We start from the raw sequence: 25,146 nt of genomic DNA, 5'->3' as shown, positions 1-25,146 counted from the left end.
GAGCCCCGATCCGGGCCAACCACCCGAACCCCGAAATCCCCTCTGCCCCTCCGGAGTAGCAATGAACACCTACCACCCCAGAACCGACCAGCCGTGTCTACAACTGAAAGGCGTGGTCAAACGGTTCGGCGACACCACCGCGGTGGGCGGGGTGGACTTGCAACTGGCCACCGGGCGGGTGCTGGCCCTGCTCGGACCCAACGGGGCGGGCAAGACCACCACCATCGAGATGTGCGAAGGGTTCAGTGCGCCGGACGAGGGGGAGATCTCCGTACTCGGATCGAACCCGTGCACCGACGCCGATGCCCTCCGCCCCCGCATCGGGGTCATGCTGCAAGGTGGCGGTGGCTACCCCGGGGCCCGCACCGGGGAGATTCTGCGGACCGTCGCCAAGTGCGCGGCGACTCCCCTCGATCCTGACTGGTTGTTGCGCACGCTGGGTCTGACCGACGTCGTCCGCACCCCGTACAAACGTCTGTCCGGCGGCCAGCAGCAGCGCCTGTCCCTGGCGTGTGCGCTCGTCGGCCGCCCCGAACTGGTCTTCCTCGACGAGCCGACCGCGGGACTCGATCCGCAAGCGCGCCACGTGGTGTGGGAGCTGATCGGCAGCTTGCGCCGCGACGGTGTCACCGTCGTGCTCACCACCCACCTGATGGACGAAGCGGAGGCCCTCGCCGACGAGGTCGTCATCCTCGACCACGGACGAATCGTCGCCGCCGGATCTCCGGGCGAATTGGTTCGTCGCGGAGTCGAACAGCAGGTGCGCTTCACCGCACTACCGGGCCTGGAGCTTTCCACGCTGCGGGCGACTCTCGCGGGCACCCACCGGGTCGACGAAACCAGCCCCGGCTCCTACCTGGTCGAAGGCCATGTGAGCCCGCAGTTGTTGACGACCATCTCCACCTGGTGCACTGGGATGAACGTGCTCATGACCGAATTGCAGGTCGAGCAGCGCAGTCTCGAGGACTACTTCCTCGACCTGACCGGGCGGGAGTTGAGCTACCGATGAGCACCCACACCCCCGGCATGATGTTCACCGCCGGGACCTTCGCCCCTGCACCGCGAAGAAACACCGCCCCGGCCATGCTCGCCGCACTGACCCGACTCGAAACAACACTGCTGCTCCGCAACGGCGAGCAACAGCTGTTGACGATGATGCTGCCGGTCACCTTTCTGATCGGGCTGACGGTCCTGCCGATCGGAACTCTGCAGGGCCCACGTGTCGACACTGTTTTCCCTGTCGTTCTCGCGGTGGCGATCATGTCCACCGGGTTCACCGGCCAAGCCATCGCCATCGGCTTCGACCGCCGCTACGGTGCGCTGAAGCGGCTCGGCGCCAACGCCATCCCCACATGGGCAATGATTGCCGGCAAGAGCGCCGCGGTCGTGATCGTAGTCGGCCTGCAAACGTTGCTACTCGGCAGCATCGCGGCAGTCCTCGGCTGGCGGCCGAACCCACTTGAGCTACTCCTCACTGCTGCGGTGATCATCGTCGGCACCGCTGCTTTCGCAGCGCTCGGGCTGCTGCTCGGAGGCAGCCTACGTGCCGAAATCGTTCTGGCGCTGGCGAACATCCTTTGGTTCGTCCAGCTGGGATTGTGCTCGATGTCGACGCTACCCGGCACCTCGTCCACGGTGCAGAACCTGGTCGAGCTCACTCCCGCGGGCGCCCTCGCCGACGCGCTCCACCAGGCGAACGACGGCAGCCTCGCGCTGTCGGGCCTCATAGTTCTGGCGGTGTGGGCCTCTGCTGCAACAGCATTGGCGCGACGGACGTTTTCCTTTTCCTGACCTTCTCGTGTTCGACCGAGCCGTACCGCGACCCGTTCATCTGGGAGAGATGCGACCTGAGGTCCACGGGAGTGTTCGGAATCGTCGCACAATCCGAGCGCAGAATGACAAGACGTGACTGCGTCGAATAGCACAGGATGTGAGTGCAGTCACAAAGCGGAACGTGTGTGTCCTACACCTCGGCACGGCACCGGTACCGCTCGATCTTCGGACACCTCGGACAAATTTTCCGTGGATGCACCGCAAGGCATTCGGAGATCACCGAATCCCGTCGGACTCCACCACTAGCTACACCGCGACCGGCTCGATGCGCGAGCCGGCGAACAGATAAGGAGATGAGATACATGACCGACAAGCTGAAGTTCTTCTCGCAGGAGTGGTGTGACGCCGCACGCGAGGCTGTCAACGCGAACCCGGATGTCCTCGCCGGATTCAAGGACGCGTCGTCGTTCACCAACAAGATGGAATTCGGCGTGATCGGCCGCGACGACGTCGCGAGCCACCTCGAATTCAAGGAGGGCAAGGTCGTCTCCTGGTCGCCGCGCGTCTTCGACCAGAGCGAGCTGTGGCTGGTCATCAACGGCAGCTTCGAAACCTGGCAGACCGCGGCCGCCGGCGAGGAAGAGGGCGGAAAGCTCCTCATGAAAGGTTTGATCAAGTTCGCCAAGGGGCCGATGTCCGCGGCGATCGAGAATGCCGGCGCCCTCAACGCGTTCCTGCGTACCTGGGGACAGATCCCCACCGACTGGGACGTGTAATCGACCGCCGTCAATTCGCTCACACCAGTTAGCCCCTCGCGCGGGACTCATGTCCCTGCTGGAACGAGTCCCGCGCGGGTCCGAACCGTCACCGAACACCATGCTTGGAAAGGCCTTGACCCATGACAACCGTCGAGAAGGGCTACGCCGTCACGATGTACGACGGCCAAGACGCCAACGGCGTCGCCGGTATCGTCGGGATGCTGCTCGGGCAGAATCTCGAGAACTTCCCGTCCCGCGTGAAGTTCGCGCGCCGCATCTCCCGGCCGGTGGCGATCTACAGCACCGACACCGAGACGGCCTGCACCATCATCTTCGGCAGTGACGAGGCCGTCGTCTACAACGACATCGTCGGCAAGCCCGCCGTCACGGTCATGGCGTCCGTCGATCAGATCCTCGATGTCTCCCAGCTGCCGATGAAGGCCGGTGGCCTGGTGCCGGTCGGATTCTTCACCGGCCGGGGCATGTCCGTTCTCGGGGAAATACTGAAACACAAGCTCGTCGTCAAGGGGCTGCTGACCCATACCGTGACAGCGCTGCGCACGATCGCGTTGGTCTCGGTCGTCGACGCATGACCGCGCTTTCGGGCCGAGGGCGCCCGTCAAGCCACGCCCTCGACGACCGCACCGACGTCTTCGAACTGCCGTACGTCGGTGACCCCGAGGCTTTCGAACCGGAACCGCCGCGGGCGTCGGCGAAGATGCACGTCGCCCGCGGGCTGCTCGTGCTCGCGTTGATCCCGATCGGCGCGTTCTACCTGTATCCACGGATCTACGACCTGACCGCGACGCCGTACCGGCTCGATCAGGCGGTGGTCTCGGCGGGCAATTACAACCCGGCCCTGGACCAGATCGTCGAGCACGAGAAGGTCACTCTCGCCGCGTTCGATTCGCTCGAAAAGATGAAGGCCTCGCTGGCGAGTGTGCTGAGCACCGACGCGGCGGTGACCGCGGAACTGAATACCTTGACCGGGCAGATCAGCGGCGATGTCCAGGCGACTCTGAATCAGGCCGGGGCGAACGTGACCGACCTGGTCGCTTCCCTCGACACCTTGACCGCGCACATCAATTCGCTGCAACCCGCGGCCGATGGTGCCACGGCGGCCGTTACCGGTAACCGGGCCACCTTGGATGCGATCCTCGCCGACGCCCGCTCGACCGCCGAGAAGGTCCACAGCGCCCGTCTGTCCGCGGAAGAATCCGCCAACGATTTGTCCGGAAAGTAGGAGATGTACCCGTGATTTTCTTCGGACGCCGTGGCGGTCCGGCTCGATTGGTGCTGTCGGTCGTCGCGGTAGGCGTGCTCGGCCTGCTCTCGTTCGTGGTGTTCAACCTCAACACCCGACTCGACAACCAGCAACGGGCCAACGAAACGAGTATCACCGCCTCCTCGGCGATTGTCGATGTGAACGACCGGCTGACCAATCAGCTGCAGCAGCTGACCGAGCTCACCCACACCGCGCAGACCGCGCTCGACTCCACGGCGGCGCTCGGCCCGTTGCTGGTCAAGCTGGACGAGGCGATCTCCCCGGCCGCGCAGATGCTGGCCAGTAACACCGAGGGGGCCCAGCTGACCAATGAGCAGTTGACGAACATTCAGGGCATCCTCGGCGAGGTTCAGAACACCGTGTTGCCACTGGTGGAATCCGCCCGCGCCTTCGGTGATCAGGGACAGCAACTGTTGGCGGTCGTGCAGGGCCTGGTCAGTGACCTGCAGGGGTCGGTCGCTGCGGCGCAGACGATCAACCAGATGCTGCCGCTGCCGGGCTGATCGACCTTCCCCTCCCCTGTGAACCGACAACCGATCGACGACTGGACGAGACATGAAGATGGGCACCGACCTGCCGGACGAGGCATATCCACGCCGCGGCCTGGCCCGATTCCAGCGTTTCGATGTTCCCGCATCAGCGCTGCCGTACCGCAAGGGCGTGATACCGCAACGACCGGACGTGCCGATGACCGTGGCCGCGGACAACGGCTTCACCGTGGCCACCGAATGGATGGGCCGATTGGCCGCGGTCCTGGCACTGATCCTGTTCGCCTTGGTCCTCATGGCCATACACAAAGGCAAGCTCGTACAGGACAGTGCCCGCACCATCGTGGACAATTTCCGGACCACCAACGAGTACTTCGCCCAGCGTGCCGACCTGACCGCGCCGGCGACCGCCCGCCGACAACTCGACGAACTCGCCGGGGTATTGGCGGATCTCAACACGGCCACCGCGACCGATGTCGACCACCTTGCGGCGCTGCTGCCGGATGCACGGGCGTTGCTCGCCGCCGGGCAGGGTGACACCGCGATCGCCGGGCAACTCGAAGGTGTGGCCACCACCCTGCAGGGGTCGGCTGCGTCCTTGCACCAGATCTCCGCGGACGCCAACACCACGGTCTCCGCTGTCAACAACGAACTCGCCACGGCCATCGACCTGGTCAACCAACTCAACGGTGAACTCACCCGCACGACCAACAAGCTGGCGCTCATTCCCGCCCAAGACGCCATCATTCCTGCACCGGGAGGCAACTGAATGATCACCAAGAAGGCATGGCTCGGGGTTGTCCTCGGTCTCGGCGTGGCACCGGCGGTGTTGCTGTGCGCCGTCAACGGGTTCCTTCCCGGTCTCGACGACGTCGTCGACCCTCTTGGTCGGCCATCTCAGCTCAGTCTCGAGGTCATCGACTCCGCCGGCCAGTTCGACACCCTCACCGGCATCCTCGTTCCCAAGCACGCCCAGCTCTCCGGAGACATCCAGACCCTGGGCCCGTTGGCCGACGACCTCGAGGGTCTCACCGACAAGGCCGGTGAACTGACCGGGCAGGCGAAAACTCTCAATTCCTCCACCGGCGATGTCAGTACGATCGCCGGTCCGCTTCCGGATCTGGTCGCGAATGTGACCGGTCGCGCCAATCAGGCCGGTCCCACCGTCGCGGGCCTGTCCACGGCGGTCGGGTCGGTGACGACTCAACTCGAGGCTGTCAACGATGGCTTGATCACGGTCGGAGGCACTCTGAGCACGCTCGGGCCGAAGGCCACCGCCATCGCCGCGACCCTGGCGAACGTGGAGGAGGAAGCACGCCACGTTCAGGAGTTGGGTCCGGTGCTCGCCGTAGTCGGACCTCCGGTCAACTCCCTCAACCTTCCAGCACTCGGTGTCGCACCCACTCCCACCCCGTAACGCTCGACGCGGCCACTCGGCCGCACCCGAGTGAAAGGCAGAACACAGACGATGTTTCGGCTCTCCTGGGCAATCGCCGCAGCCTTCACCATCGCGCTCCTGTGTGGCATCTTGATCGTCACACGCGACCTCGCCATCACCAACGACATCTTCAAAGACGGTGTGGCACAGGCGCAGACGGTGGACAAGACCACCAATGACGCATTGGCAGGTGCGCAAGAACTACCTCCCGCCAACGCCGCCATCAACCAGGGTCTGCCCGAGGTGGTGGGAGTCCTCGATTCCCTCACCCGTGCCGACCACACCCTCGGCGACCTCGGCACGCAACTGCAGGCACTCGGTGACGCCCTGACGGCCGCCGACGCCCCGCTGGGCGGCATCATCGACGCCGGCGCCGCGGCGACGGATCAGGCCAATGCCGCCGCCGTGCCGGCAGAACAGATCGTGCAGACCCTCGCCGACGCCGACGGCAAGGTACAGACATTGGGTCCGCTGCTGGACCAGTCCCTCGCCCTCGGCCAGGAAATCGACTCGAAACTGCGGATCGCGCTGATTTTGCCCGTCATCGGGGAGTAACTCGATCAGCTGGCATCCGGCCCCCGTGCTCACCGGTTGCCCACGCAGCACGGTGAGCACGGCGGGCGTCGCTCGTGCTCGTCGGAGGAGCACGAACGAGACCGCACCTCGTGCGGAAAACCTCACGCATCAACCATCCGGAGTACGACGGAGAACGACATGGATCCCTACGACCAGGCCCTGCTCGAGCACACCCTGAGGTGGTGCAACTACGGGGGCGGCGACGAACATATTTTCCCCGAGTTCGGACTCACTCCCGAGATGTTCTACCGTCGTGTCCTCACCGTGGTCGACAGCCGCAGCGAACTCGAGTTCCCCGCCAAGCAGTACCTCCGTGCGTACTGCTCCGAGAAAGTGACCAGTTCCGCTCGCCGCCGCAGGACCCACCCGTTCGGGCTCTGACCATCGGACAGCCCGCCGTCTACCTCTGGCGGAAACACCGGGGGCGGGTCGGACTCGGCACAGGAGAAATCATCATGGTGTTCGCAGCGAGAATGGTTGATGCCGAGCCCGGTACCCACCGCGGTGGATTCGAGCGGCGCCTTCGGGAATGTCGGGAGTTCTTCGCGATGCCCGAACTGTCGCATCTTCCGGCCACGCGATTGCGGCAGGCGCTCTACGAGTTGTATGCGACCGGAACGTACACCCACACCGCCGAGGAGTTGCTGATCGGCGCGAAGGTCGCATGGCGCAACCATGCTCGGTGCGTGGGCCGACGGCACTGGCGGACACTGAAATTGCTCGATGCCCGACACGCAACCACCGCGGAGGAGATCGCAACCGCATGTTGGAAGCATCTGCGCATCGCGACCAACGGCGGAGCGCTCCAATCGGTCATCACGGTCGGACCGCCGCCCCGCGCGGACGGTCGGGAGTACCGAATCCACAGTCCGCAACTGATCCGCTATGCCGGATACCGGCAACCCGATGGCAGCATCCTCGGCGACCCCGCCCATTTGGAGATCACCGATACAGCGCTCGAGCTCGGGTGGCGCGGGGCGGGGACGGCCTTCGACGTCCTGCCGCTGCTGGTCTCCACCCCGGATGAACCACTTCGCCACTTTCCGGTGCCCCCCGAACTCGTGCTGGAAGTCGACATCTCCCACCCCGACTATCACTGGTTCGGCGAACTGGATCTCAAATGGCACGCCGTTCCTGCTGTCTCGAACATGGACCTGTCCATAGGTGGCGTGATCTACCCGTGTGCGCCGTTCAGTGGCTGGTACGTCAACACCGAGATCGGTGCCCGCAACCTCTGCGACGAAGACCGCTACAACATGCTCCCCGCCATCGCCGCCGAACTCGGACTGGACACCAGTTCGGCCCGCACCCTGTGGAAAGACCGCGCCCTGGTCGAACTCAACCGCGCTGTCATTCACAGCTTCCGCACCGCCAAGGTCATCATGGTCGATCACCACACCGTAGCCGCGCAGTTCATCGACCACGTCGAACGCGAAGCCCGCGAGGGGCGCCCCTGCCCGACCGACTGGTCCTGGATAAACCCGCCGATGTCCGCCGGCTTGACCCCCACCTATCACCGGGTCTTCGACCGCCCCGATCCGACGGTACGACCCAATTTCCTCGCCCGACCACCGGGCGCCGGGTGTCCAGCCTCCGGAACGACGTGATCGATATGCAACCGCGTCCACCCGCTACCAGCGTCGCTTCCAAAGGCTGCAACTCATGACTTCCTCATCCAGACAGCGCCGACTCCGTGACCGAACTCAGGTTGTGCCGGACAGCAGGCGAAGCCGCGGGCGCGGAAATTCCTTCGAGCATTCCCTGCCGGATCGAATTCGCTGCACCCGCCCCTTGGCAGTGAGCGACGCGTCATGCTGAGAACAGACCTCGTATGTCCAATTCCGGACACCACGAAAATGGAGGTGGAAACAATGGAAACCCTGCAGAGGAAAATGGCTGGGCACGGCATCTTGATGATCTTCTCCACACTGATCGCGGGCCTTGTTCTATGGGCAAAGCTCCTCGGAGGATGGGAAGTTCGCCCCGGGAAGATCGTCAAATTCGATGTCCCGGGAACCGACGAAGGGTGGGCTCGCGCGCATACCGGTCCCGCTCTCAACGGCATGATGGTCATCGCCGCCGCGTCGGTCATGCCGCACACCGGTCTGCCCGCCAAGACCGCGAAACGTCTCGGATGGATCGTCGTCGCCGACGGTTGGGCGAACGTCCTGTTCTATTTCGCGTCGAACTTCACCGAGAACCGGTCGCTGAGCTTCGGCCCGAACAAGCACGGGAAGCAGAACATCTTCTCGACCATCGGACTGCTGCCCGCCTACGTATTCGGCGTCCTGGTCACCGTGGCGATGCCGATCATCGGATGGAAGGCTCTCAAAAACAACCAGACGGCGAACAAGATCCTCGAAAAGATCTGAGACGCCACCTCCCGCGACCAACGGGTAGCGGGAGGCACGAGTTCAGCCCAGTTAGGTCGTAGGAACTCCGTGGGCGCCGCCCGAACAGGGGTGGTGCCCGCGGGTCCTAGGCGGGCGTGAAACACGTTCCGCCGACGGATGAAACCCGTCACCGCTCTTCTTCTCGCCGAGGACCCCGTACCCGAGACCACCACAGTGGAATCGTCACCGGACCTCCTATCTCAGTATCGAACAAAGACAAAGGCAACGATTGTCGTGGATCCCCTGACGACTTCACTGGTCAAATCGAGCTTCAAATCCATTGGTGCGACTCCCGGGGGCGAAAACGCATTCGCGCAATCCTTCTATGCCATTCTGTTCGCCGCGCGCCCCGAGATCCGCCAGTACTTTCCGGCGGCCATGGACTTACAACGCGACCGCCTGATGCGCGCTGTCGGGTACGTCGTCGAGCGGCTCGACTCACCGGAGACCGTACTGCCGTTGCTCGCGCAGCTCGGACGTGACCACCGCAAGTACGACATCTCAGATGACCATTACGAAGCCGTGGGCGAAGCGCTGGTCACCGCACTGGCCGGCTTGGCCGGTCCTGAACTGTGGACCGATGAGACCGAACGCGCGTGGCGTAGTGCGGTTGAACTGATCGTTACCACGATGACGGACGCCGCGCACGGCGAGCCTGGACCGCCGACGTGGGTGGGCACAGTGCTAAACCATCGCCGCGTCCTCGATGACCTGGCGATCGTACGACTTCAACTCGACCAGCCGATGCCTTATGCTCCAGGTCAATACGTCAGCGTGCAGATACACAGCCGCCCGAAGATGTGGCGCTATTTCTCATTTGCGACCCCACCCAACTCAGACCGAATCGTCGAGTTCCATGTGCGACGAGTATCCGGCGGCTGGGTGAGCCCGGCGATCATCGGAGAAACCGCCGTCGGCGACACCTGGTTGCTCGGCGCCCCGCTCGGTGGCGTCGGCGTGTGGCAAAACCCCGAGCGGAGTCAACTGATGATCGCCGAGGGAACCGGGATCGCACCACTGCGAGCACAACTGATGAATATGCCTCGCCTCGACGGCAATCCTCCGACCCACCTGTTCTACGGCGGTACCTACCCCTACGACCACTATGATCTTGACGTGCTGTGGGCACTGTCTCGGACGAGTCCGTGGCTCACCGTCGTCCCCGTCGCAGAGAACCGTGACAATCCGTGGTGGTTTCCGGGAATATCCACGGTTCCGGCGGGGATGCACGAACGAGTCACCGGCCAAATCGGACGCGTCGTCGCCGAGTACGCGGACTGGGCCGACCACGACATCCAAGTCGTCGGCGCACCGTCCATGATCCGCACCACCAAGTACCGGTTGATGGCCGCGGGCATCGATTCTCGCGACATTCACCACGACCCGCTGTATTGAAGGAGTCCTGACTGATGCTCAGATACCTACTCGAGGCGGTGCTGGTCCTGGCCGGCCTCTCCCGAAATGGTGGCTATATCTGCCTCGACGATGCCGCCGCCAGTGGGTCGACCTCCGAATCCTCCGCGGCTCAGATCAACTGACGTCGACACCGACGCTCGGCCCTTCAGATGCGCGCGAGGCCTTCGGCCGCGGCCTCGGTGGCGACCGGGGCGGTCTCGGCCCACCACCGGTCGCTGAGGACTTCGACCTCCACGAGTCCCCGATAGCCGGCGCGCTCGCACTCGGCGACGAATTCGGTCATGTCGATGCAGCCCTCGCCGGGCATGCCGCGGCTGCTCAACTCACCGTGGATGGGAGTGACCCAGTCGGCGAGCTGGACGGAGAACAGCTTGTCGCCGGCCCGGGCGATCTGGTCTGGCAGCGCCGCGTCCCACCACACGTGGTACGAGTCGATCCCGATCCCCACCAGGTCGGAGTCGATGGACTGGACCAGGTCGTTCGCCTCCTGCAGCGACGTGATGACGGATCGGCTCGACGCCATCATCGGGTGCATCGGTTCGACGGCGAGCCGCACCCCGGCCGCTCGCGCGTAGGGCTCGAGTTCGGCGATGCCGTCCGCGACCTGCCTTCGGGCGCCTGCGAGGTCGCCGTACGCGGGGCCGCACACCAGGTACAGGCATTCCGCATTCAGGGCGTGTGCCTGATCCACGGCAAGCCGATTGTCGTCCATGGTCTTTCGTCGCAACGTGGCCGTCGGTTGCGGGAACATTCCGCCGCGGCAGATGCTGCTGACCCGCAGCCCCGACTGCCGCAGCCGGGTGGCCGCCGCGGTCAGGTCCAGGTCTCCGAGCACGTCCCGCCACAGGCCGACGCCGCCGAACTCCCACTTCTCGGCGAGGTCGGCCACCTCCGTGAATCCCGATCCCTTGACGGTGACGGAGTTCAGGCTGCACCGCGCGAGGTCCATGTCAGCGGATCCCGTGCACCGCGAAGTACGCCGAGGCGCGTGCGGCGGTGAAGTCGGGATCGATGAACAGGCCGATCGCGTCGGCGGCGCGGACCAGTTCGGCGAGATGGGTCAGGCTGCGCCCGGTTTCGAAGCCGCCGATCATCCGGAAATGGTCCTGCTTGCCGCCCAGGTACGCCAGCCACGCCACCCCGACCTTGTAGTACTGCGTCGGTGCGGCGAACAGCAGCCGGCTCAGGGTTTCGGTGGGGCCGAGGATGTTCCGGAAGCCCTGCTCGTCGCCGTCGTCGAGGCGGGCGAACGCGGCGGATGCGAACGGGCCGAGCGCGGCGAACGCACCGAGGAGGGCGTCGCTGGTGTGGGTGCCGTCGCCGGCGATCAGGTCGACGTAGTTGTAGTCGTCGCCGGTGAACACCCGGACGCCGTCGGGCATCCGCCGCCGCAGGGCGATCTCGAGGGCCGGGTCGAGCAGCGACACCTTGATGCCGCGCACCCGCTCGCGGTGGTTGCCGATGATCTGCAGGACGGTGTCCATTGCCGCCGAGGGGTCGGAGAATCCCCAGTAGCCGTCCAGTGCGGGATCGAACACCGAACCCAGCCAGTGCAGCACGACCGACCGGGTGGCCGCCGACAGCACCGCGTCGTAGACGGAGAGGTAGTCGTCGGGGCCGCCGGCCGCCCGGGCGAGGTGCCTGCTGGCCATCAGTACCACGTCGCCACCGGCGGATTCGATCGCCTCGACCTGCTCGAGGTAGGCGTCGCGGATCTCCTCCAGTGAGGGCGAATCGGTCTTCAGTTGATCGGTGGCGACACCCACCACTACCCGACCCCCGACCGACTTCGCCTCGGTGAGGGTGCGGACGGCGAGTTCGCGCGCGCCTGCCCAGTCGAGTCCCATGCCCCGCTGCGCGGTGTCCATCGACTCGGCCACCCCGAGACCCAGCGACCACAGGTCGCGGCGCAATTGCAGGGTGGCGTCCCAGTCGATCTGGTCCGCGGCGTTCTCGGCGGACGCGCGCAGCGGATCGGCGACCACGTGCGAGGCCGCGTACACCGCCCTGCTGGTCGGTGCCGCGGACCGGGTGTCCAGCCTGGCGGGCGCACCGAGCACGAGGGCGCCGGTCGAACGATCGAGGTCGGGAAGAACAATCGAGGCCATGAAAACTCCTGAAATCGCTTTCTTGCTGAAGTAGGGATCACGATATACCGTGATGAATAGCAAGGTCCAGACCGCATGAGGTCTGAGTGCAACCACAGAAAGCATTTTCCGACGCGGATCGGTCAGTAACGTCGACCGTCGCCGCGCCACCCGAAGGGAGCCACACCGTGGGCGCATCAACGCAGGTCACCGAACTGAAAGGTAAGGCCGCCATCGTCACCGGCGCGGCCGGAGGAATCGGATCCGCTATCGCCCGGGCGCTCGCGGCGCAGGGCGTCATCGTGGTGGGAGTCGACGCCGACCCGAAGATCACCGAGGTCATGGACGGGATCGGCGGGCACGGGCTGTGCGGGGATCTCACCGATCCAGCCTTCAGCGCCTCCGCCGTCGACCTCGCCCAGCAGGTGGCCGGAAGCCTTGACATCCTGATCAACGCGGCAGGCATCCAGCTGCGGACCCCCGCGATCGACGTGGAGGAGGACGGCTGGCAGCGGCTGGTCGACGTGAACCTGTCGGCCGTGTACCGGCTGACCCGGCAGGCGATGAAATCGCTGATCGCGTCGGGCGGCAGTGTCGTCAACATCGCCTCGCTGTCCGCCGACCGCGCAGTGCCCGGCATCGTGCCCTACGGCGCGACCAAGGCCGCGCTCACCCAACTCGGCAAGGGACTGGCGGTCGAACTGGGGCCGCAGGGCGTGCGCGTGAACACGATCGCGCCGGGCTACATCGAGACCCCGATGACCGCCGAAGTGCTCGGCCAGGAGGAGTTCCGCGCCCAGAAGCTGAGCCGGATTCCGTTGCAGCGGTTCGCCGACGGTGACGACGTCGCCGACGTCGTGCTGTTCCTCGTCTCCGACGCCGCCCGTTACGTCACCGGCGTCGTGCTGCCCGTCGACGGCGGGTACTCGATCACATGACCGACGCAACGACGATTCCGTCGGTCACCCTGAGCAACGGGGTCGTGATGCCCGCCATCGGATTCGGGGTGTTTCAGATTCCCGACGACGCCATGGGCACCACCGTCCTGCACGCACTGGAGGCCGGGTACCGGGCCTTCGACACCGCTCCGATGTACGGCAACGAACGCTCCCTCGGGCGCGCCCTGACCGATTCCGGCGTGCCCCGCGAGGAACTGTTCGTGACCACCAAGGTCTCCAACGAGGACCAGGGCCACCGGTCGACGCTCGACGCCGTCGAGAGCAGCGTTGCCCGCCTCGGCCTGGACTGCGTGGACCTGTGCCTGATCCACTGGCCGGCCCCCGCTCGTGGCGCGTACCTCGACACGTGGCGGGCACTCGAACAACTCCACGCCGCCGGCCTGGTCCGTGCGATCGGAGTCTCGAACTTCCAGGCCGATCACCTCGACCGGCTGCTCGAGGTCGCCGCCGTGCGTCCGATGGTGAACCAGATCGAAATACATCCACTGCTGCCCCAGCAGTCGATGGTGGAACTGCACCGGAGTCTGGGCATCCACACCCAGGCATGGGCACCGCTCGCCCGTGGCCGGCTGCAGGAGAACCCGGTCCTCACCGCACTCGCACGCCGGCACGATGTGTCCCTCGCCCAGCTCGTGCTGCGGTGGCATCTGCAGCGCGGCACCATCCCTCTGCCGAAATCGTCCTCGGCGGAACGGATCCGCGCGAACATCGACGTGTTCGATTTCGCGCTCGACGCCGACGAGATCGCGCAGATCTCCGCGCTGGACCGGAACGAGAGGACCGGACCTCACCCCGACGACGTCAACTGAACCAGGACCTGTCGTGGACCCGCCGATGAGTTCGTCCCGCTCTCGGAGTCTCTTCCTCGTTACCATCGTCGGGAGCGCAGGAGGAACCGAGTGAGTCAACTGCTGAGAGTCCAGAACTTCAACGTGTCGCGCGACGGGTTCGGTGCCGGCGACGGCCAGAGCCTCGAGAGACCGTTCGGTCACGCCGACCCCGGTGTCCTGTTCGCGTGGGCGGGTGCCACGGCGAGTTGGCACATGCGCACCGGTCCCGGTGGGAGCCGCGGCATCGACGACTACCTGATACGCGACTACGACCGCAACATCGGCGCCGAGATCATGGGCCGTAACAAGTTCGGTCCGCACCGCGGGCCCTGGGCGGATCACGAGTGGCGCGGCTGGTGGGGCGACGAACCCCCGTTCCACACCCCGGTATTCGTGCTGACCCACCACGTCCGTCCGTCGTTCACGCTCTCCGACACCACGTTCCACTTCGTCGACACCGATCCGGCCACGGTCCTCGAGCAGGCGCGGGAGGCGGCGCAGGGTAAGGACGTCCGGCTCGGCGGCGGGGCCACCACCATCCGCGAGTTCCTCGACGCCGACCTCGTCGACACCCTGCACGTGGTGGTGTCGCCGATCGAACTCGGATCCGGTGCGCGACTGTGGGAATCTCCCGACGATCTGCTCGACCGCTTCCATTGCGACGTCGTGCCCAGCCCGAGCGGCGTGACGCATTACCTGTTCTGGCGAAAATGACACCGGCGCATTTCGATATGGTGGAGGTATGAGGGCCCTACTCGTCCTGCTCTCGGTGCTGCTCGTCCTCGTGGCGGGCTGCTCCGGAAATGACGACCCGCCGTCGACGGGTGGTGACACCACCGGAACCAGAATCGCGGTCGGTGGCGGCGACGCCCTGCAGTGGGGCGACGGCGAATACGGAGTGGTGCTGGCCCACGGTGCCGTCTTCGACGCCGCCAGCTGGGAGAATCAGGCCACGGCGATCGCCGACCAGGGCGCCACCGTCATCGCCGTGGAGAACATCGCGCCGGAGTCGATCGCGGCCGCCGTCGCGAAACTCCACGACGACGGGCATGCCGACGTCGCGCTCGTGGGCGGAAGCGCGGGCGCCGACGCGATCCTGCAATTGGCCTCGCAGCAGCCCGGCCTGCCCGACCAGCTGGTGCTGCTCTCCCCCAACAAGGTCGTCGACGGCCTCGGCGACGAGCCCAAGCTGTTCATCGCCAGCGAAGACGAGCCCGTCGCCGACGTGTCGCGGCAACTCGCCGACAGCTCACCGGGCCAGAACAACGACGTGATCCTGCTGCCCGGGTCCGATCACGCGCAGAACATCTTCGACGGCGACAACGCCGACGCGGCGATGGGTGCGATCCTCGAGCGGCTGGCCGGCTGATTCCCCGGCGGACCTCAGTCCGCCCCGGCCTCGGTCAGCGCACGCGTGATGCTCAGTGCAGTGGTGTGCACGGCGGGCCCGACGCGCCGGATGTCGACCTTGCCGATCCACCCCGACGCCGAGACGGCGGCCACCGGCGGTCCGTCGTCGATGCGGACGGCGCTGGCGACGCACGCGACGCCGGGCGCCGACTCCTCGTGCTCGTAGGCGATGCCGGTCGACGCGATCCGCCGCAACTGACGCACCAGCGCCCCGGGCGCGGTGATGGTGCGCGGACCCACCCGCGACAGCCCGGCCGCGACCACGGCCTCGAACGCCGCGGGCGGTGATCCCGCGAGCAGAGCCTTGCCCACCCCCGTCGCGTGGGCGGGGAGACGCCCACCCACGCCGGACGGCAGCCACGGCACATCCCGCCCCGGGAGGATCTCGACGTACACCACCTCGGCCCCGTCGAGGATCGCCAGGTGCACCGTCTGCCGCGTCGCCTCCCGCAGGTCGGCGAGGAACGGCAGCGCCACCTCCCGGACCGAACGTCGCCGCGACGCGCGTTCCCCGAGTTCGAACAGCCGCAGTCCGAGCCCTACCTTGACGCCGCTGCGCTCGAGAAACCCGACGCCTTCCATCTCCTTCACCAACCGAGACACCGTCGCCTTCGGGATCCCGGTGCGCCGGGTCAACTCGTTGACACCCAGCGTCGTGTCGGTGGGACCGAACGCCGCGAGCAATTCCGATATCCGCCGGACCACCGAGGTCGGCTCGTCACCCGCCGAAGAAGTGTTCCGTTCTACGGGACTCATTCGTTGAGTATCACCATCGAGCCCAGCACAGTACAAGCAGCAACGCCCGCAACGTCCCACTCGAACCAGCCACAGCGAGGTCATCGATGCCCACCACTACCTCTACGGCCCTCCCGAATTCGTCGATTCAGGCCGCCGCGGAGCGGCTCACGGCCGCAACCGCCCGACCGTGTGCGCCCGTGCGGGACTTGCTCGGGACCACCGACATCGGCGCGGCGTATGCCGTGCAGCAACTGCTGACCGACCGGCGTCTCGCCGCCGGGGAGAAGATCACCGGCCGCAAGATCGGGCTGACCTCCCCCGCCGTGCAGCAGCAGTTGGGGGTGGACCAACCGGACTTCGGGGTGCTGTTCGCCGACATGGACGTCACCGCCCTGCCCGAGGTGCCCAGCGGCCGGTTGCTGCAACCGAAGGCCGAGGCCGAGATCGCATTCGTGCTCGGCGCCGACCTGATCGACGGCGACCTCGACGACGCCCAGATCCGCCGTGCCGTCGCCCGCGCCGCCGCCGCGCTGGAGATCGTCGACTCCCGCATCGCGGACTGGGACATCACCATCACCGACACCGTCGCCGACAACGGCTCCTCCGGGTTGTACGTCCTCGGCGAAACCTTGCTCACCCTGGACGAATTCGAACCCCGCGACGTCGTGATGCAGCTGTACTCGGGCGACGAACTCGTCTCCGAGGGCACCGGCGCCGCCTGCCTGGGCGACCCCCTCGCCGCCCTGGCCTGGCTCGCCCGCACCGCCCGCGACTACGGGCAACCGCTGCGCGCCGGGCAGGTCATCCTCTCCGGCGCCCTCGGCCCGATGGTCCCCACCCCGCCCGGCACCACCGTCCGCGCCGAACTGTCCACACTCGGCACCGTGACCGCCACATTCTCGAAGGAACAGTGACATGACCAAAACTAAGACCAAGGTCGCGATCATCGGCTCCGGCAACATCGGCACCGACCTGATGATCAAGGTCCTGCGCAACTCCGACATCCTCGAGATGGGCGCGATGGTCGGCATCGACCCGAACTCCGACGGCCTCGCCCGCGCCGCCCGCCTGAACGTCCCTACCACCGCCGACGGCGTCCAGGGGCTGATCGGTCTCGACACCTTCGCCGACATCGACATCGTCTTCGACGCCACCTCCGCCGGGGCCCACCGGGCCAACGCCGCCGCCCTCGCCCCCTACGGGAAGAAGCTGGTGGACCTCACCCCGGCCGCGATCGGCCCGTACGTGGTGCCGCCGGTCAACCTCGAGCAGCACCTCGACGGGGACGTCGACAACGTCAACATGGTCACCTGCGGCGGGCAGGCCACCATCCCCATCGTCGCCGCCATCTCCGCCGTCACCCCGGTCGCCTACGCCGAGATCGTCGCGTCCATCGCGTCGAAGTCCGCCGGCCCCGGCACCCGGGCGAACATCGACGAGTTCACCGAAACCACGTCGCACGCCATCGAACAGGTCGGCGGCGCCGCCCGCGGCAAGGCGATCATCGTCCTCAACCCCGCCGAACCACCCCTGCTGATGCGCGACACCGTCCTCGCCCTCATCGGCGACGCCGACCACGACACCATCCGCGCCTCGATCACCGAGATGGCCGCCCGCGTCGCCGAGTATGTGCCCGGGTACCGGCTCAAGCAGGACGTCCAGTTCACCCCGATCCCCGACGGCGAACCCGTCCACACCCTGCTCCCCGACGGCGCCGGACCGGTCACCACCAAGGTGTCGGTGTTCCTCGAGGTCGAGGGCGCCGCCCATTACCTGCCCGCCTACGCCGGCAACCTCGACATCATGACCTCCGCCGCCCTGCGCACCGCGGAATCCATCGCCCGACGCATCCAGACCACGATCCCCGCGGAGGTCGCACCATGACCAAGCTCTACATCCAGGACGTCACCCTGCGTGACGGCATGCACGCCGTCCGGCACCGCATCACCCCCGACGGCGTCGGCCGGATCGTCGCCGCCCTCGACGCCGCCGGGGTCGACGCCATCGAGGTCGCGCACGGCGACGGTCTCGCCGGCGGCTCCCTCAACTACGGGCCCGGCTCCAACACCGACTGGGAGTGGATCGAGGCCGCCGCCGACAACCTCACCCACGCCACCCTCACGACCCTGCTGCTGCCCGGTATCGGCACCATCGCCGAACTCGAACACGCCCACAAGCTCGGGGTCCGCTCCATCCGGATCGCCACCCACTGCACCGAGGCCGACGTCGCCGCCCAGCACATCACCAAGGCCCGCGAACTCGGCATGGACGTCTCCGGGTTCCTGATGATGAGCCACATGACCCCCGCCGACAACCTCGCCAAGCAGGCGAAGCTGATGGAATCGTATGGGGCGCACTGCGTGTACGTCACCGACTCCGGTGGCCGGCTCACCATGAACGGTGTCCGCGACCGGGTCCGCGCCTACCGCGACATCCTCGACCCCGGCACCCAGATCGGGATCCACGCCCACGAAAACCTGTCGCTGTCCGTCGCGAACAGCGTCGTCGCCGTCGAAGAAGGCGTCACCCGCGTCGACGCCTCCCTCGCCGGACACGGCGCCGGGGCCGGCAACTGCCCGATCGAGGCGTTCATCGCCGTCGCCAACCTCCACGACTGGGAGCACGGGTCCGACCTGTTCGCGCTGCAGGACGCCGCCGACGACCTCGTCCGGCCCCTGCAGGACCGGCCCGTGCGCGTCGACCGGGAAACCCTCACCCTCGGCTACGCCGGCGTCTACTCCAGCTTCCTCCGGCACGCCGAAACCGCCTCGAAGAACTACGGCATCGACGTCCGTACCATCCTCCAAGAAGTCGGCAAACGCGGACTCGTCGGCGGGCAGGAAGACATGATCACCGACATCGCCCTCGATGTGCTTCGCACCCGTGAGTACTTGTTAACCGCGGGCGGTTAACAAGTACTCACAAGGCGCCGAGTGCTTCGCATGCCTTTCGCACACCTTCGCCGTATGCGGGATCGGCTTGGGTGCAGTGGGCGATGTGGCGTTCGATGACGGCAACCGATGCCCCGGTGATGGCGCGGGCGGTGTTCTCGAACAGCACGGTCTGCTGCTCGGCGTTCATGCTGCGGAAGAGGTTGCCGGGCTGTTCGAAGTAGTTGTCGTCGTCTGCGCGGTAGTCGAACCGGTCGGCGACGGCACCCACTCCGAGCGGCGGCTCGGCGTAGCTGCGCTGGTCGGCGAACCGGCCGTGGGAATTGGGTTCGATACTTGGGATGCTGCCCTGGTTGCCGTCCACTCGCATGGCACCGTCACGGTGGAAGGAATTGACGTGTGTTGCGCCTCTCGGGCAGTTGACCGGGATCTGGTGATGGTTGACGCCCAGGCGGTAGCGGGCGGCGTCGCCGTATGAGAACAGTCTGCCTTGGAGCATGCGGTCCGGGGAGAATCCGATGCCGGGAACGATGTTCGCCGGGGAGAACGCCGCCTGTTCGACGTCGGCGTGGTAGTTCTCCGGGTTGCGGTTCAGTTCGAGTTCGCCGACCTCGATGAGGGGGTAATCCTTCTTCGACCACACCTTGGTGAGGTCGAAGGGATGGTAGCGGTAGGTCTGGGCGTCCGCTTCGGGCATGATCTGGACGGAGAGGGTCCACTTCGGGTAGTTGCCCTCCTCGATTGCGTTGAAGAGGTCGCGCTGCGCCGACTCGCGGTCGCCGGCGACGACGACGGCAGCTTCTTCGTCGGTGAGGTTCTTGATGCCCTGCTGGGTGCGGAAATGGAATTTCACCCAGGAGCGTTCCCCGGCGTCGTTGACGAACGAGTAGGTGTGTGAGCCGAAGCCGTGCATGTGCCGATAGCCGTCGGGGATACCGCGGTCGGACATCACGATGGTGATCTGGTGCAGGGCCTCGGGGAGATTGGTCCAGAAGTCCCAGTTGTTCTGCGCCGAGCGAAGATTGGACTTCGGATCGCGTTTGACCGCGTGGTTGAGATCGGGGAACTTGAGGGGGTCGCGGAAGAAGAAGACAGGGGTGTTGTTGCCGACGACGTCCCAGTTTCCCTGTGCGGTGTAGAAGCGGACGGCGAAGCCGCGGATGTCGCGTTCGGCGTCGGCGGCGCCGCGCTCGCCCGCGACGGTGGAGAATCGCAGGAAGATCTCGGTCTGTTTGCCGACTTCGGAGAAGACGTCGGCATTGGTGTGCGCAGTGACGTCGTGGGTGACGCGGAAGGTGCCGAAGGCGGCGGAGCCTTTGGCGTGCATCCGGCGTTCGGGGATGACTTCGCGGTCGAAGTGCGCGAGCTTCTCGAGGAACCAGACGTCCTGCAAGAGCATCGGACCGCGCGCGCCGGCGGTGAGACTGTTCTGGTTGTCGGGTACCGGTGCACCGGCGACGGTGGTGAGTCCGTTGGGGTTGGTCATCGATTTCTCCTGTCTGTCACCCGGGGCTGGTCGGGTGAATGTGGTTCGGCGAGAGCTTCCCTCAGGACCGAGCGCGATGGCGTCTCAATTTGACATCCCCCGGTGAGCCCGTTCATGGAGGGCGAGGGCGTCGACGATCGCTTCCGCCGCCCGCCACCGCATGGATGTGACAGTCGTCTCACACTGAGACGGTCGAGAGCTGGGTCACGCGGTTCAATCAATCGCACAACGTCCCCCGCAGCCGGCACCCGGCCGGCTCTTGATCCAGGAGGCGCACATTGAGTAGGCAAAGCCTGACAAAGGCCCACGCGAAGATCACCGAACTGTCCTGGGATCCGACATTCGCAACCCCGGCCACCCGGTTCGGCACCGACTACACCTTCGAGAAGGCTCCGAAGAAGGATCCTCTCAAGCAGATCATGCGGTCCTACTTCCCGATGGAGGAGGAGAAGGACAACCGTGTGTACGGCGCCATGGACGGTGCCATCCGCGGCAACATGTTCCGCCAGGTGCAGCAACGGTGGCTCGAATGGCAGAAGCTGTTCCTGTCGATCATTCCGTTCCCGGAGATCTCGGCCGCCCGAGCGATGCCGATGGCCATCGACGCCGTGCCCAACCCGGAGATCCACAACGGTCTCGCGGTGCAGATGATCGACGAGGTTCGTCACTCGACGATTCAGATGAACCTCAAGAAGCTGTACATGAACAACTACATCGACCCGGCCGGGTTCGACATGACGGAGAAGGCGTTCGCGAACAACTACGCGGGCACCATCGGCCGGCAGTTCGGCGAAGGATTCATCACCGGTGACGCGATCACCTCGGCCAACATCTACCTGACCGTGGTCGCCGAGACGGCGTTCACGAACACCCTGTTCGTCGCCATGCCCGACGAGGCCGCCGCCAACGGTGACTACCTGTTGCCGACCGTCTTCCACTCGGTACAGTCCGACGAGTCGCGGCACATCTCCAACGGCTACTCGATCCTGCTGATGGCCCTCGCCGACGAGCGGAATCGCCCACTGCTCGAACGCGATCTGCGGTACGCATGGTGGAACAACCACTGCGTCGTCGACGCCGCAATCGGCACGTTCATCGAATACGGCACCAAGGACCGCCGCAAGGACCGGGAGAGCTACGCCGAGATGTGGCGTCGCTGGATCTACGACGACTACTACCGCAGCTACCTCATCCCGCTCGAGAAGTATGGCCTGACGATTCCGCACGACCTGGTCGAAGAGGCGTGGAAGCGCATCACGGACAAGGGCTACGTCCACGAGGTGGCCCGGTTCTTCGCCACCGGTTGGCCGGTCAACTACTGGCGTATCGATGCCATGACCGACAAGGACTTCGAGTGGTTCGAGCACAAGTACCCGGGCTGGTACTCGAAGTACGGCAAGTGGTGGGAGGAGTACAACCGGCTCGCCTACCCCGGTCGCAACAAGCCGATCGCATTCGAAGAGGTCGGGTACCAGTACCCGCACCGGTGCTGGACCTGCATGGTGCCCGCCCTCATCCGCGAAGACATGGTCGTCGAGAAGGTGGACAACCAGTGGCGGACCTACTGCTCGGAAACCTGCTACTGGACCGACGCCGTCGCGTTCCGTGAGGAATACCAGGGTAAGCCGACCCCGAACATGGGACGGCTCACCGGGTTCCGTGAATGGGAGACCCTGCACCACGGCAAGGACCTCGCCGACATCGTCTCCGATCTCGGTTACGTCCGCGACGACGGCAAGACCCTGGTCGGTCAGCCGCACCTCGATCTGGACGACCCGAAGAAGCTGTGGACCCTCGACGACGTGCGGGGCAACACCTTCCAGAGCCCGAACGTGCTCTTGAACCAGATGTCCGACGCCGAACGCGACGCTCACATCGCCGCCTATCGCGCAGGCAGCACCGTTCCTGCCTGATCCAGGCTCGGTGGGTGGCGCCGCGGCCACTTCCGGCGCCACCCACCGCTTCACCATTCACTTCACAAGCCCAGGAGAATCCCCCGTGGCCGACAAGCACCGTATCAACTTCGAGCCCGTCGACATCGAGATGGAAGTCGGCGAAGACGAGTACATCCTCGACGCCGCATTCCGGCAAGGCATCCACCTGATGCACGGCTGCCGCGAGGGGCGGTGCTCGGCCTGCAAGTCGTTCGTCCTGGACGGCGATATTCAGATGGAGAACTACTCGACATTTGCGTGCAACGAATCCGAGGTCGACGAGGGGATGGTATTGCTCTGCCGCTCAACCGCTTACAGCGACTGCACGATCGAGCTGCTCAACTTCGACGAGGACGAACTCCTCGGCGGTGTCCCCATCCAGGATGTACGCACCCAGGTGACCGGGATCGAGTCGATGACCAAGGACATCGTCTCGCTGCGATTGCAGCCCGTCGAACCCGCCGCCTACGAGTTCAGGCCCGGCCAGTACGCGGACCTGAAGATTCCGGGGACCGAGGAACATCGGTCCTTCTCGATGGCAACGACACAGTCGACACCCGGCCATATCGAATTCCTCATCAAGAAGTATCCGGGCGGAAAGTTCGCCGGGCTGCTCGACAATGCCATCTCGGTCGGCGACGAGATCAGCTTGACCGGTCCCTACGGGTCGTTCACCCTCAAGGAAGGTCATGTCCTGCCGATCGTGTTGATCGGCGGCGGAGCCGGAATGGCCCCCGTCCTCTCACTCCTGCGGCACATGAGCGAGACGGGCAGTACCCGCTCGGTGCACTTCTACTACGGTGCGCGGACGCCCGCCGACCTGTTCTACGTCGACGAGATTCTCCGGCTCGGAGAAGGACTCACGGATTTCACGTTCGTGGCCTGCCTGTCGAAATCGATGGTCCCGCAGCCCGCGGGGTCGATCGTCGTCGAAGAAGGCAATGTCACCGACGTCGTGAGCCGCCGCGAACCGGACATCGGCAGGACCGAGGTCTATCTCTGTGGACCACCACCGATGGTCGACGCGGCGCTCGCCCTGCTCGAGGCCACCGGCACCCCGAGCGATCAGATCTTCTACGACAAGTTCACCAGCCCCGCCTTCGAGTAGCCCACCACAGGAAATCACAGCCCTCTTTCACCGACAGAACTGAGAAACGAGATGACCGCAACCTCCGAGCCCAAGCAGCGGAGCTTTCCGAAGATCGAGTTCACCGACTCCGAAGCCGGTGCGCTGGAGTTCCCCAGCTCCCGCAGCCGTACGTTCAACTATTACACGCCGGCCAAGAAGCGGTCGACGATGTACGAGGACGTGACCGTCGACGTCCAACCCGACCCGGACCGCCACCTCTCCCAGGGCTGGATCTACGGATTCGGCAATGGACCGGGCGGATATCCGCAGGACTGGACCGTCGCGAAGTCGTCGAACTGGCATGCCTTCCTCGACCCGAACGAGGAGTGGGACCAGACGATCTTCCGCAACAACTCCAAGGTCGTCCACCAGGTCGAATTGTGCCTCTCCAACGCCAAGCGCGCCCGCGTCTACGACGCCTGGAACACCCCCTGGTTGACGTTCATCTCCCGCAACCTCGGCGCGTGGATGCATGCCGAGAACGGTTTGGCATTGCATGTCTTCACGTCCATCCAGCGGTCCGGGCCGACCAACATGATCAACACGGCCGTCGCGGTGAACGCCGCCCACAAGATGCGCTTCGCCCAGGACCTGGCGTTGTTCAACCTGGACCTGTCCGAGGCCACCGAGGATTTCGACGGCGACGCGCACAAGGCCGTCTGGCAGTCGGCGCCCGAGTGGCAGCCCACCCGGGAGGTCGTCGAGCGGCTTACCGCCGTTCCGGATTGGTGTGAGCTGCTGTTCGGCTCCAACATCGTCTTCGAACAGCTGGTCGGTTCGCTGTTCCGCACGGAACTGGTCATGCAGATCGCCGCAGGCAACGGCGACTACATCACCCCCACGATCGTCGGCACCGGCGAGCACGACTACGACCGCGACCTCGCGTACACCCGCAACCTGTTCCGGCTGCTCACCCGCGACCCCGAGCACGGTGAGTCGAACAAGGAACTGTTCGGCACGTGGCTGGCCACCTGGGTGCCCCGCTGCCTCGACGCCGCCCGCGCGCTGCAGCCGATCTGGTCGCAGCCCGCCGACAAGGCCGTCACCTTCGCCGACAGCCTCGACGCCGCCACGGCGAAGTTCCGTTCCCTGCTCGAGGAGATCGGGCTCGACATCCCGAAGGAGTTGGACCAGTGACCATGCAATTCGGATCGTCCACCGAGTTCTCCAACATGTGCGGTGTCACGTTGATGAACACCCCGATCGGCCGGGTCGTCGCGGAGGTGATGGGCGCGAAGGACGGTGTGGAGCTGACCGAGTACCCGTCGATGATCCGCGTCGACGGCCAGAAGCTGCTCGACTTCGACTACGACGAACTGACCGACGCCCTGGGGCAGGATTTCGACGGCTCGATCTTCGAGGAGATCAGCTCCACCCACTACGGGCGCATGGTCCACCTCGACGAGAAGACCCTGCTGTTCGCCAGCCCCGAGGATGCCGCCGAGTACATCGGATTCGACCTCACGGAGAACTAGCCCGCAGCTGTCCGGGGCCACCGCGATAGGTGGCCCCGGACAACCCCCATCCCACCCGGAACCAGGACCAAGCGAGGACG

Annotated in this window: 29 protein-coding genes; 25 read left to right on the top strand and 4 right to left on the bottom strand. The window is 65.7% G+C overall.

Translation table 11 applies throughout. The features are described 5' to 3' along the window. The first annotated feature begins 61 nt into the window (after nt 1–61). The 14 genes from ACFU5V_RS23450 to ACFU5V_RS23385 all read left to right on the top strand — a co-directional run bounded on the left by ACFU5V_RS23450 (nt 62) and on the right by ACFU5V_RS23385 (nt 10,249). On the top strand, nt 62–1,009 hold the full coding sequence (locus ACFU5V_RS23450) for an ABC transporter ATP-binding protein (protein ID WP_378702290.1): 948 nt from the start codon (nt 62–64) through the stop codon (nt 1,007–1,009). After that, nucleotides 1,006–1,791, top strand: coding sequence for a multidrug ABC transporter permease (locus ACFU5V_RS23445; protein ID WP_378702288.1), 786 nt, complete (start codon nt 1,006–1,008; stop codon nt 1,789–1,791). The genes ACFU5V_RS23450 and ACFU5V_RS23445 overlap by 4 nt, the downstream gene beginning before the upstream one ends. 344 nt (nt 1,792–2,135) lie before the next feature. Next, a complete protein-coding gene (locus tag ACFU5V_RS23440) occupies nt 2,136–2,549 on the top strand; it encodes a hypothetical protein (RefSeq protein ID WP_378702286.1) in 414 nt (137 codons plus the stop codon). A 122-nt stretch (nt 2,550–2,671) separates the two neighbouring features. Then, nucleotides 2,672–3,124 carry a hypothetical protein gene (locus ACFU5V_RS23435; protein ID WP_219455329.1) on the top strand — a complete coding sequence of 151 codons (453 nt, stop codon included), beginning with the start codon at nt 2,672–2,674 and terminating at the stop codon, nt 3,122–3,124. Then, nucleotides 3,121–3,774, top strand: a complete 654-nt coding sequence (locus ACFU5V_RS23430; protein ID WP_378702284.1) for a hypothetical protein — start codon at nt 3,121–3,123, stop codon at nt 3,772–3,774. The genes ACFU5V_RS23435 and ACFU5V_RS23430 overlap by 4 nt, the downstream gene beginning before the upstream one ends. Nucleotides 3,775–3,785: 11 nt before the next feature. Further along, nucleotides 3,786–4,319, top strand: a complete 534-nt coding sequence (locus ACFU5V_RS23425; RefSeq protein WP_219455325.1) for a hypothetical protein — start codon at nt 3,786–3,788, stop codon at nt 4,317–4,319. Between the two features lie 52 nt (nt 4,320–4,371). After that, nucleotides 4,372–5,073 carry a hypothetical protein gene (locus ACFU5V_RS23420; protein ID WP_378702282.1) on the top strand — a complete coding sequence of 234 codons (702 nt, stop codon included), beginning with the start codon at nt 4,372–4,374 and terminating at the stop codon, nt 5,071–5,073. Beyond that, nucleotides 5,074–5,721: a hypothetical protein gene (locus tag ACFU5V_RS23415; RefSeq protein WP_378702280.1), complete on the top strand. Its 648-nt coding sequence runs from the start codon at nt 5,074–5,076 to the stop codon at nt 5,719–5,721. A gap of 51 nt (nt 5,722–5,772) precedes the next feature. Next, complete coding sequence (locus tag ACFU5V_RS23410) at nt 5,773–6,297, top strand: hypothetical protein (protein ID WP_378702278.1); 525 nt, start codon at nt 5,773–5,775, stop codon at nt 6,295–6,297. Between the two features lie 159 nt (nt 6,298–6,456). Further along, entirely contained in the window at nt 6,457–6,699 is a 243-nt protein-coding gene (locus ACFU5V_RS23405; protein ID WP_065493725.1) for a hypothetical protein, read from the top strand. A gap of 92 nt (nt 6,700–6,791) precedes the next feature. Then, entirely contained in the window at nt 6,792–7,925 is a 1,134-nt protein-coding gene (locus ACFU5V_RS23400; protein ID WP_378702331.1) for a nitric oxide synthase oxygenase, read from the top strand. Between the two features lie 264 nt (nt 7,926–8,189). Beyond that, nucleotides 8,190–8,690 (top strand): styrene-oxide isomerase StyC, encoded by a 501-nt coding sequence (styC, locus tag ACFU5V_RS23395; RefSeq protein WP_378702276.1) that lies wholly within the window; start codon nt 8,190–8,192, stop codon nt 8,688–8,690. Between the two features lie 255 nt (nt 8,691–8,945). Further along, the gene (locus ACFU5V_RS23390) at nt 8,946–10,106 is read left to right on the top strand and encodes a globin domain-containing protein (protein WP_378702329.1); all 1,161 of its coding nucleotides are present in this window, start codon (nt 8,946–8,948) and stop codon (nt 10,104–10,106) included. Between the two features lie 14 nt (nt 10,107–10,120). Next, entirely contained in the window at nt 10,121–10,249 is a 129-nt protein-coding gene (locus tag ACFU5V_RS23385) for a hypothetical protein (protein WP_378702274.1), read from the top strand. Nucleotides 10,250–10,272: 23 nt separating this feature from the next. Here ACFU5V_RS23385 and ACFU5V_RS23380 read toward each other — a convergent pair whose 3' ends face one another. Both ACFU5V_RS23380 and ACFU5V_RS23375 read right to left on the bottom strand, forming a co-directional pair. After that, on the bottom strand, nt 10,273–11,076 hold the full coding sequence (locus tag ACFU5V_RS23380) for a sugar phosphate isomerase/epimerase family protein (RefSeq protein ID WP_378702272.1): 804 nt from the start codon (nt 11,074–11,076) through the stop codon (nt 10,273–10,275). Between the two features lies 1 nt (nt 11,077). Next, entirely contained in the window at nt 11,078–12,235 is a 1,158-nt protein-coding gene (locus tag ACFU5V_RS23375; protein WP_378702270.1) for a dihydrodipicolinate synthase family protein, read from the bottom strand. Nucleotides 12,236–12,402: 167 nt separating this feature from the next. On the opposite strand from ACFU5V_RS23375, the gene ACFU5V_RS23370 reads away from it, so the two are divergent. The 4 genes from ACFU5V_RS23370 to ACFU5V_RS23355 all read left to right on the top strand — a co-directional run bounded on the left by ACFU5V_RS23370 (nt 12,403) and on the right by ACFU5V_RS23355 (nt 15,372). Continuing rightward, nucleotides 12,403–13,152 (top strand): SDR family NAD(P)-dependent oxidoreductase, encoded by a 750-nt coding sequence (locus ACFU5V_RS23370; RefSeq protein WP_378702268.1) that lies wholly within the window; start codon nt 12,403–12,405, stop codon nt 13,150–13,152. Continuing rightward, entirely contained in the window at nt 13,149–13,982 is an 834-nt protein-coding gene (locus ACFU5V_RS23365) for an aldo/keto reductase (protein ID WP_378702266.1), read from the top strand. Before ACFU5V_RS23370 ends, ACFU5V_RS23365 begins: the two co-directional genes overlap by 4 nt. Before the next feature lie 90 nt (nt 13,983–14,072). Then, complete coding sequence (locus ACFU5V_RS23360; RefSeq protein WP_378702264.1) at nt 14,073–14,717, top strand: dihydrofolate reductase family protein; 645 nt, start codon at nt 14,073–14,075, stop codon at nt 14,715–14,717. Between the two features lie 28 nt (nt 14,718–14,745). Then, nucleotides 14,746–15,372 (top strand): alpha/beta hydrolase, encoded by a 627-nt coding sequence (locus ACFU5V_RS23355; RefSeq protein ID WP_378702262.1) that lies wholly within the window; start codon nt 14,746–14,748, stop codon nt 15,370–15,372. Nucleotides 15,373–15,386: 14 nt separating this feature from the next. Here the strand turns inward: ACFU5V_RS23355 and ACFU5V_RS23350 are convergent, their stop codons facing one another. Beyond that, nucleotides 15,387–16,169, bottom strand: coding sequence for an IclR family transcriptional regulator (locus tag ACFU5V_RS23350; RefSeq protein ID WP_378702260.1), 783 nt, complete (start codon nt 16,167–16,169; stop codon nt 15,387–15,389). Between the two features lie 86 nt (nt 16,170–16,255). Between ACFU5V_RS23350 and ACFU5V_RS23345 the strand changes: the two genes are divergently transcribed. From ACFU5V_RS23345 to dmpG, 3 genes are read left to right on the top strand one after another with little or no spacing between them, the layout of a single operon-like run. Further along, nucleotides 16,256–17,065: a 2-keto-4-pentenoate hydratase gene (locus ACFU5V_RS23345; protein WP_378702258.1), complete on the top strand. Its 810-nt coding sequence runs from the start codon at nt 16,256–16,258 to the stop codon at nt 17,063–17,065. Between the two features lies 1 nt (nt 17,066). Further along, nucleotides 17,067–18,035 carry an acetaldehyde dehydrogenase (acetylating) gene (locus ACFU5V_RS23340; RefSeq protein ID WP_378702256.1) on the top strand — a complete coding sequence of 323 codons (969 nt, stop codon included), beginning with the start codon at nt 17,067–17,069 and terminating at the stop codon, nt 18,033–18,035. Beyond that, complete coding sequence (gene dmpG, locus ACFU5V_RS23335) at nt 18,032–19,063, top strand: 4-hydroxy-2-oxovalerate aldolase (RefSeq protein WP_378702254.1); 1,032 nt, start codon at nt 18,032–18,034, stop codon at nt 19,061–19,063. Before ACFU5V_RS23340 ends, dmpG begins: the two co-directional genes overlap by 4 nt. Before the next feature lie 7 nt (nt 19,064–19,070). Here the strand turns inward: dmpG and ACFU5V_RS23330 are convergent, their stop codons facing one another. Next, entirely contained in the window at nt 19,071–20,528 is a 1,458-nt protein-coding gene (locus tag ACFU5V_RS23330; RefSeq protein WP_378431200.1) for a catalase, read from the bottom strand. Between the two features lie 278 nt (nt 20,529–20,806). Here ACFU5V_RS23330 and ACFU5V_RS23325 point away from each other — a divergent pair, with 278 nt between their 5' ends. From ACFU5V_RS23325 to mimD, 4 genes are all read left to right on the top strand, one after another. Continuing rightward, nucleotides 20,807–22,441, top strand: coding sequence for a methane monooxygenase (locus ACFU5V_RS23325; RefSeq protein WP_072942602.1), 1,635 nt, complete (start codon nt 20,807–20,809; stop codon nt 22,439–22,441). An 85-nt stretch (nt 22,442–22,526) separates the two neighbouring features. Further along, entirely contained in the window at nt 22,527–23,570 is a 1,044-nt protein-coding gene (locus ACFU5V_RS23320) for an FAD-binding oxidoreductase (protein WP_378702252.1), read from the top strand. A 51-nt stretch (nt 23,571–23,621) separates the two neighbouring features. After that, nucleotides 23,622–24,728 carry an aromatic/alkene monooxygenase hydroxylase subunit beta gene (locus ACFU5V_RS23315; RefSeq protein ID WP_072942598.1) on the top strand — a complete coding sequence of 369 codons (1,107 nt, stop codon included), beginning with the start codon at nt 23,622–23,624 and terminating at the stop codon, nt 24,726–24,728. Then, the gene (gene mimD, locus ACFU5V_RS23310; RefSeq protein ID WP_179220255.1) at nt 24,725–25,066 is read left to right on the top strand and encodes a propane 2-monooxygenase effector subunit MimD; all 342 of its coding nucleotides are present in this window, start codon (nt 24,725–24,727) and stop codon (nt 25,064–25,066) included. Before ACFU5V_RS23315 ends, mimD begins: the two co-directional genes overlap by 4 nt. Nucleotides 25,067–25,146 lie beyond the last annotated feature (80 nt).

Source organism: Rhodococcus sp. NPDC057529, from assembly GCF_042802055.1.
Taxonomy (GTDB): Bacteria; Actinomycetota; Actinomycetes; order Mycobacteriales; family Mycobacteriaceae; genus Rhodococcus_F.
This window is presented reverse-complemented; position numbering and strand designations above follow the sequence as displayed.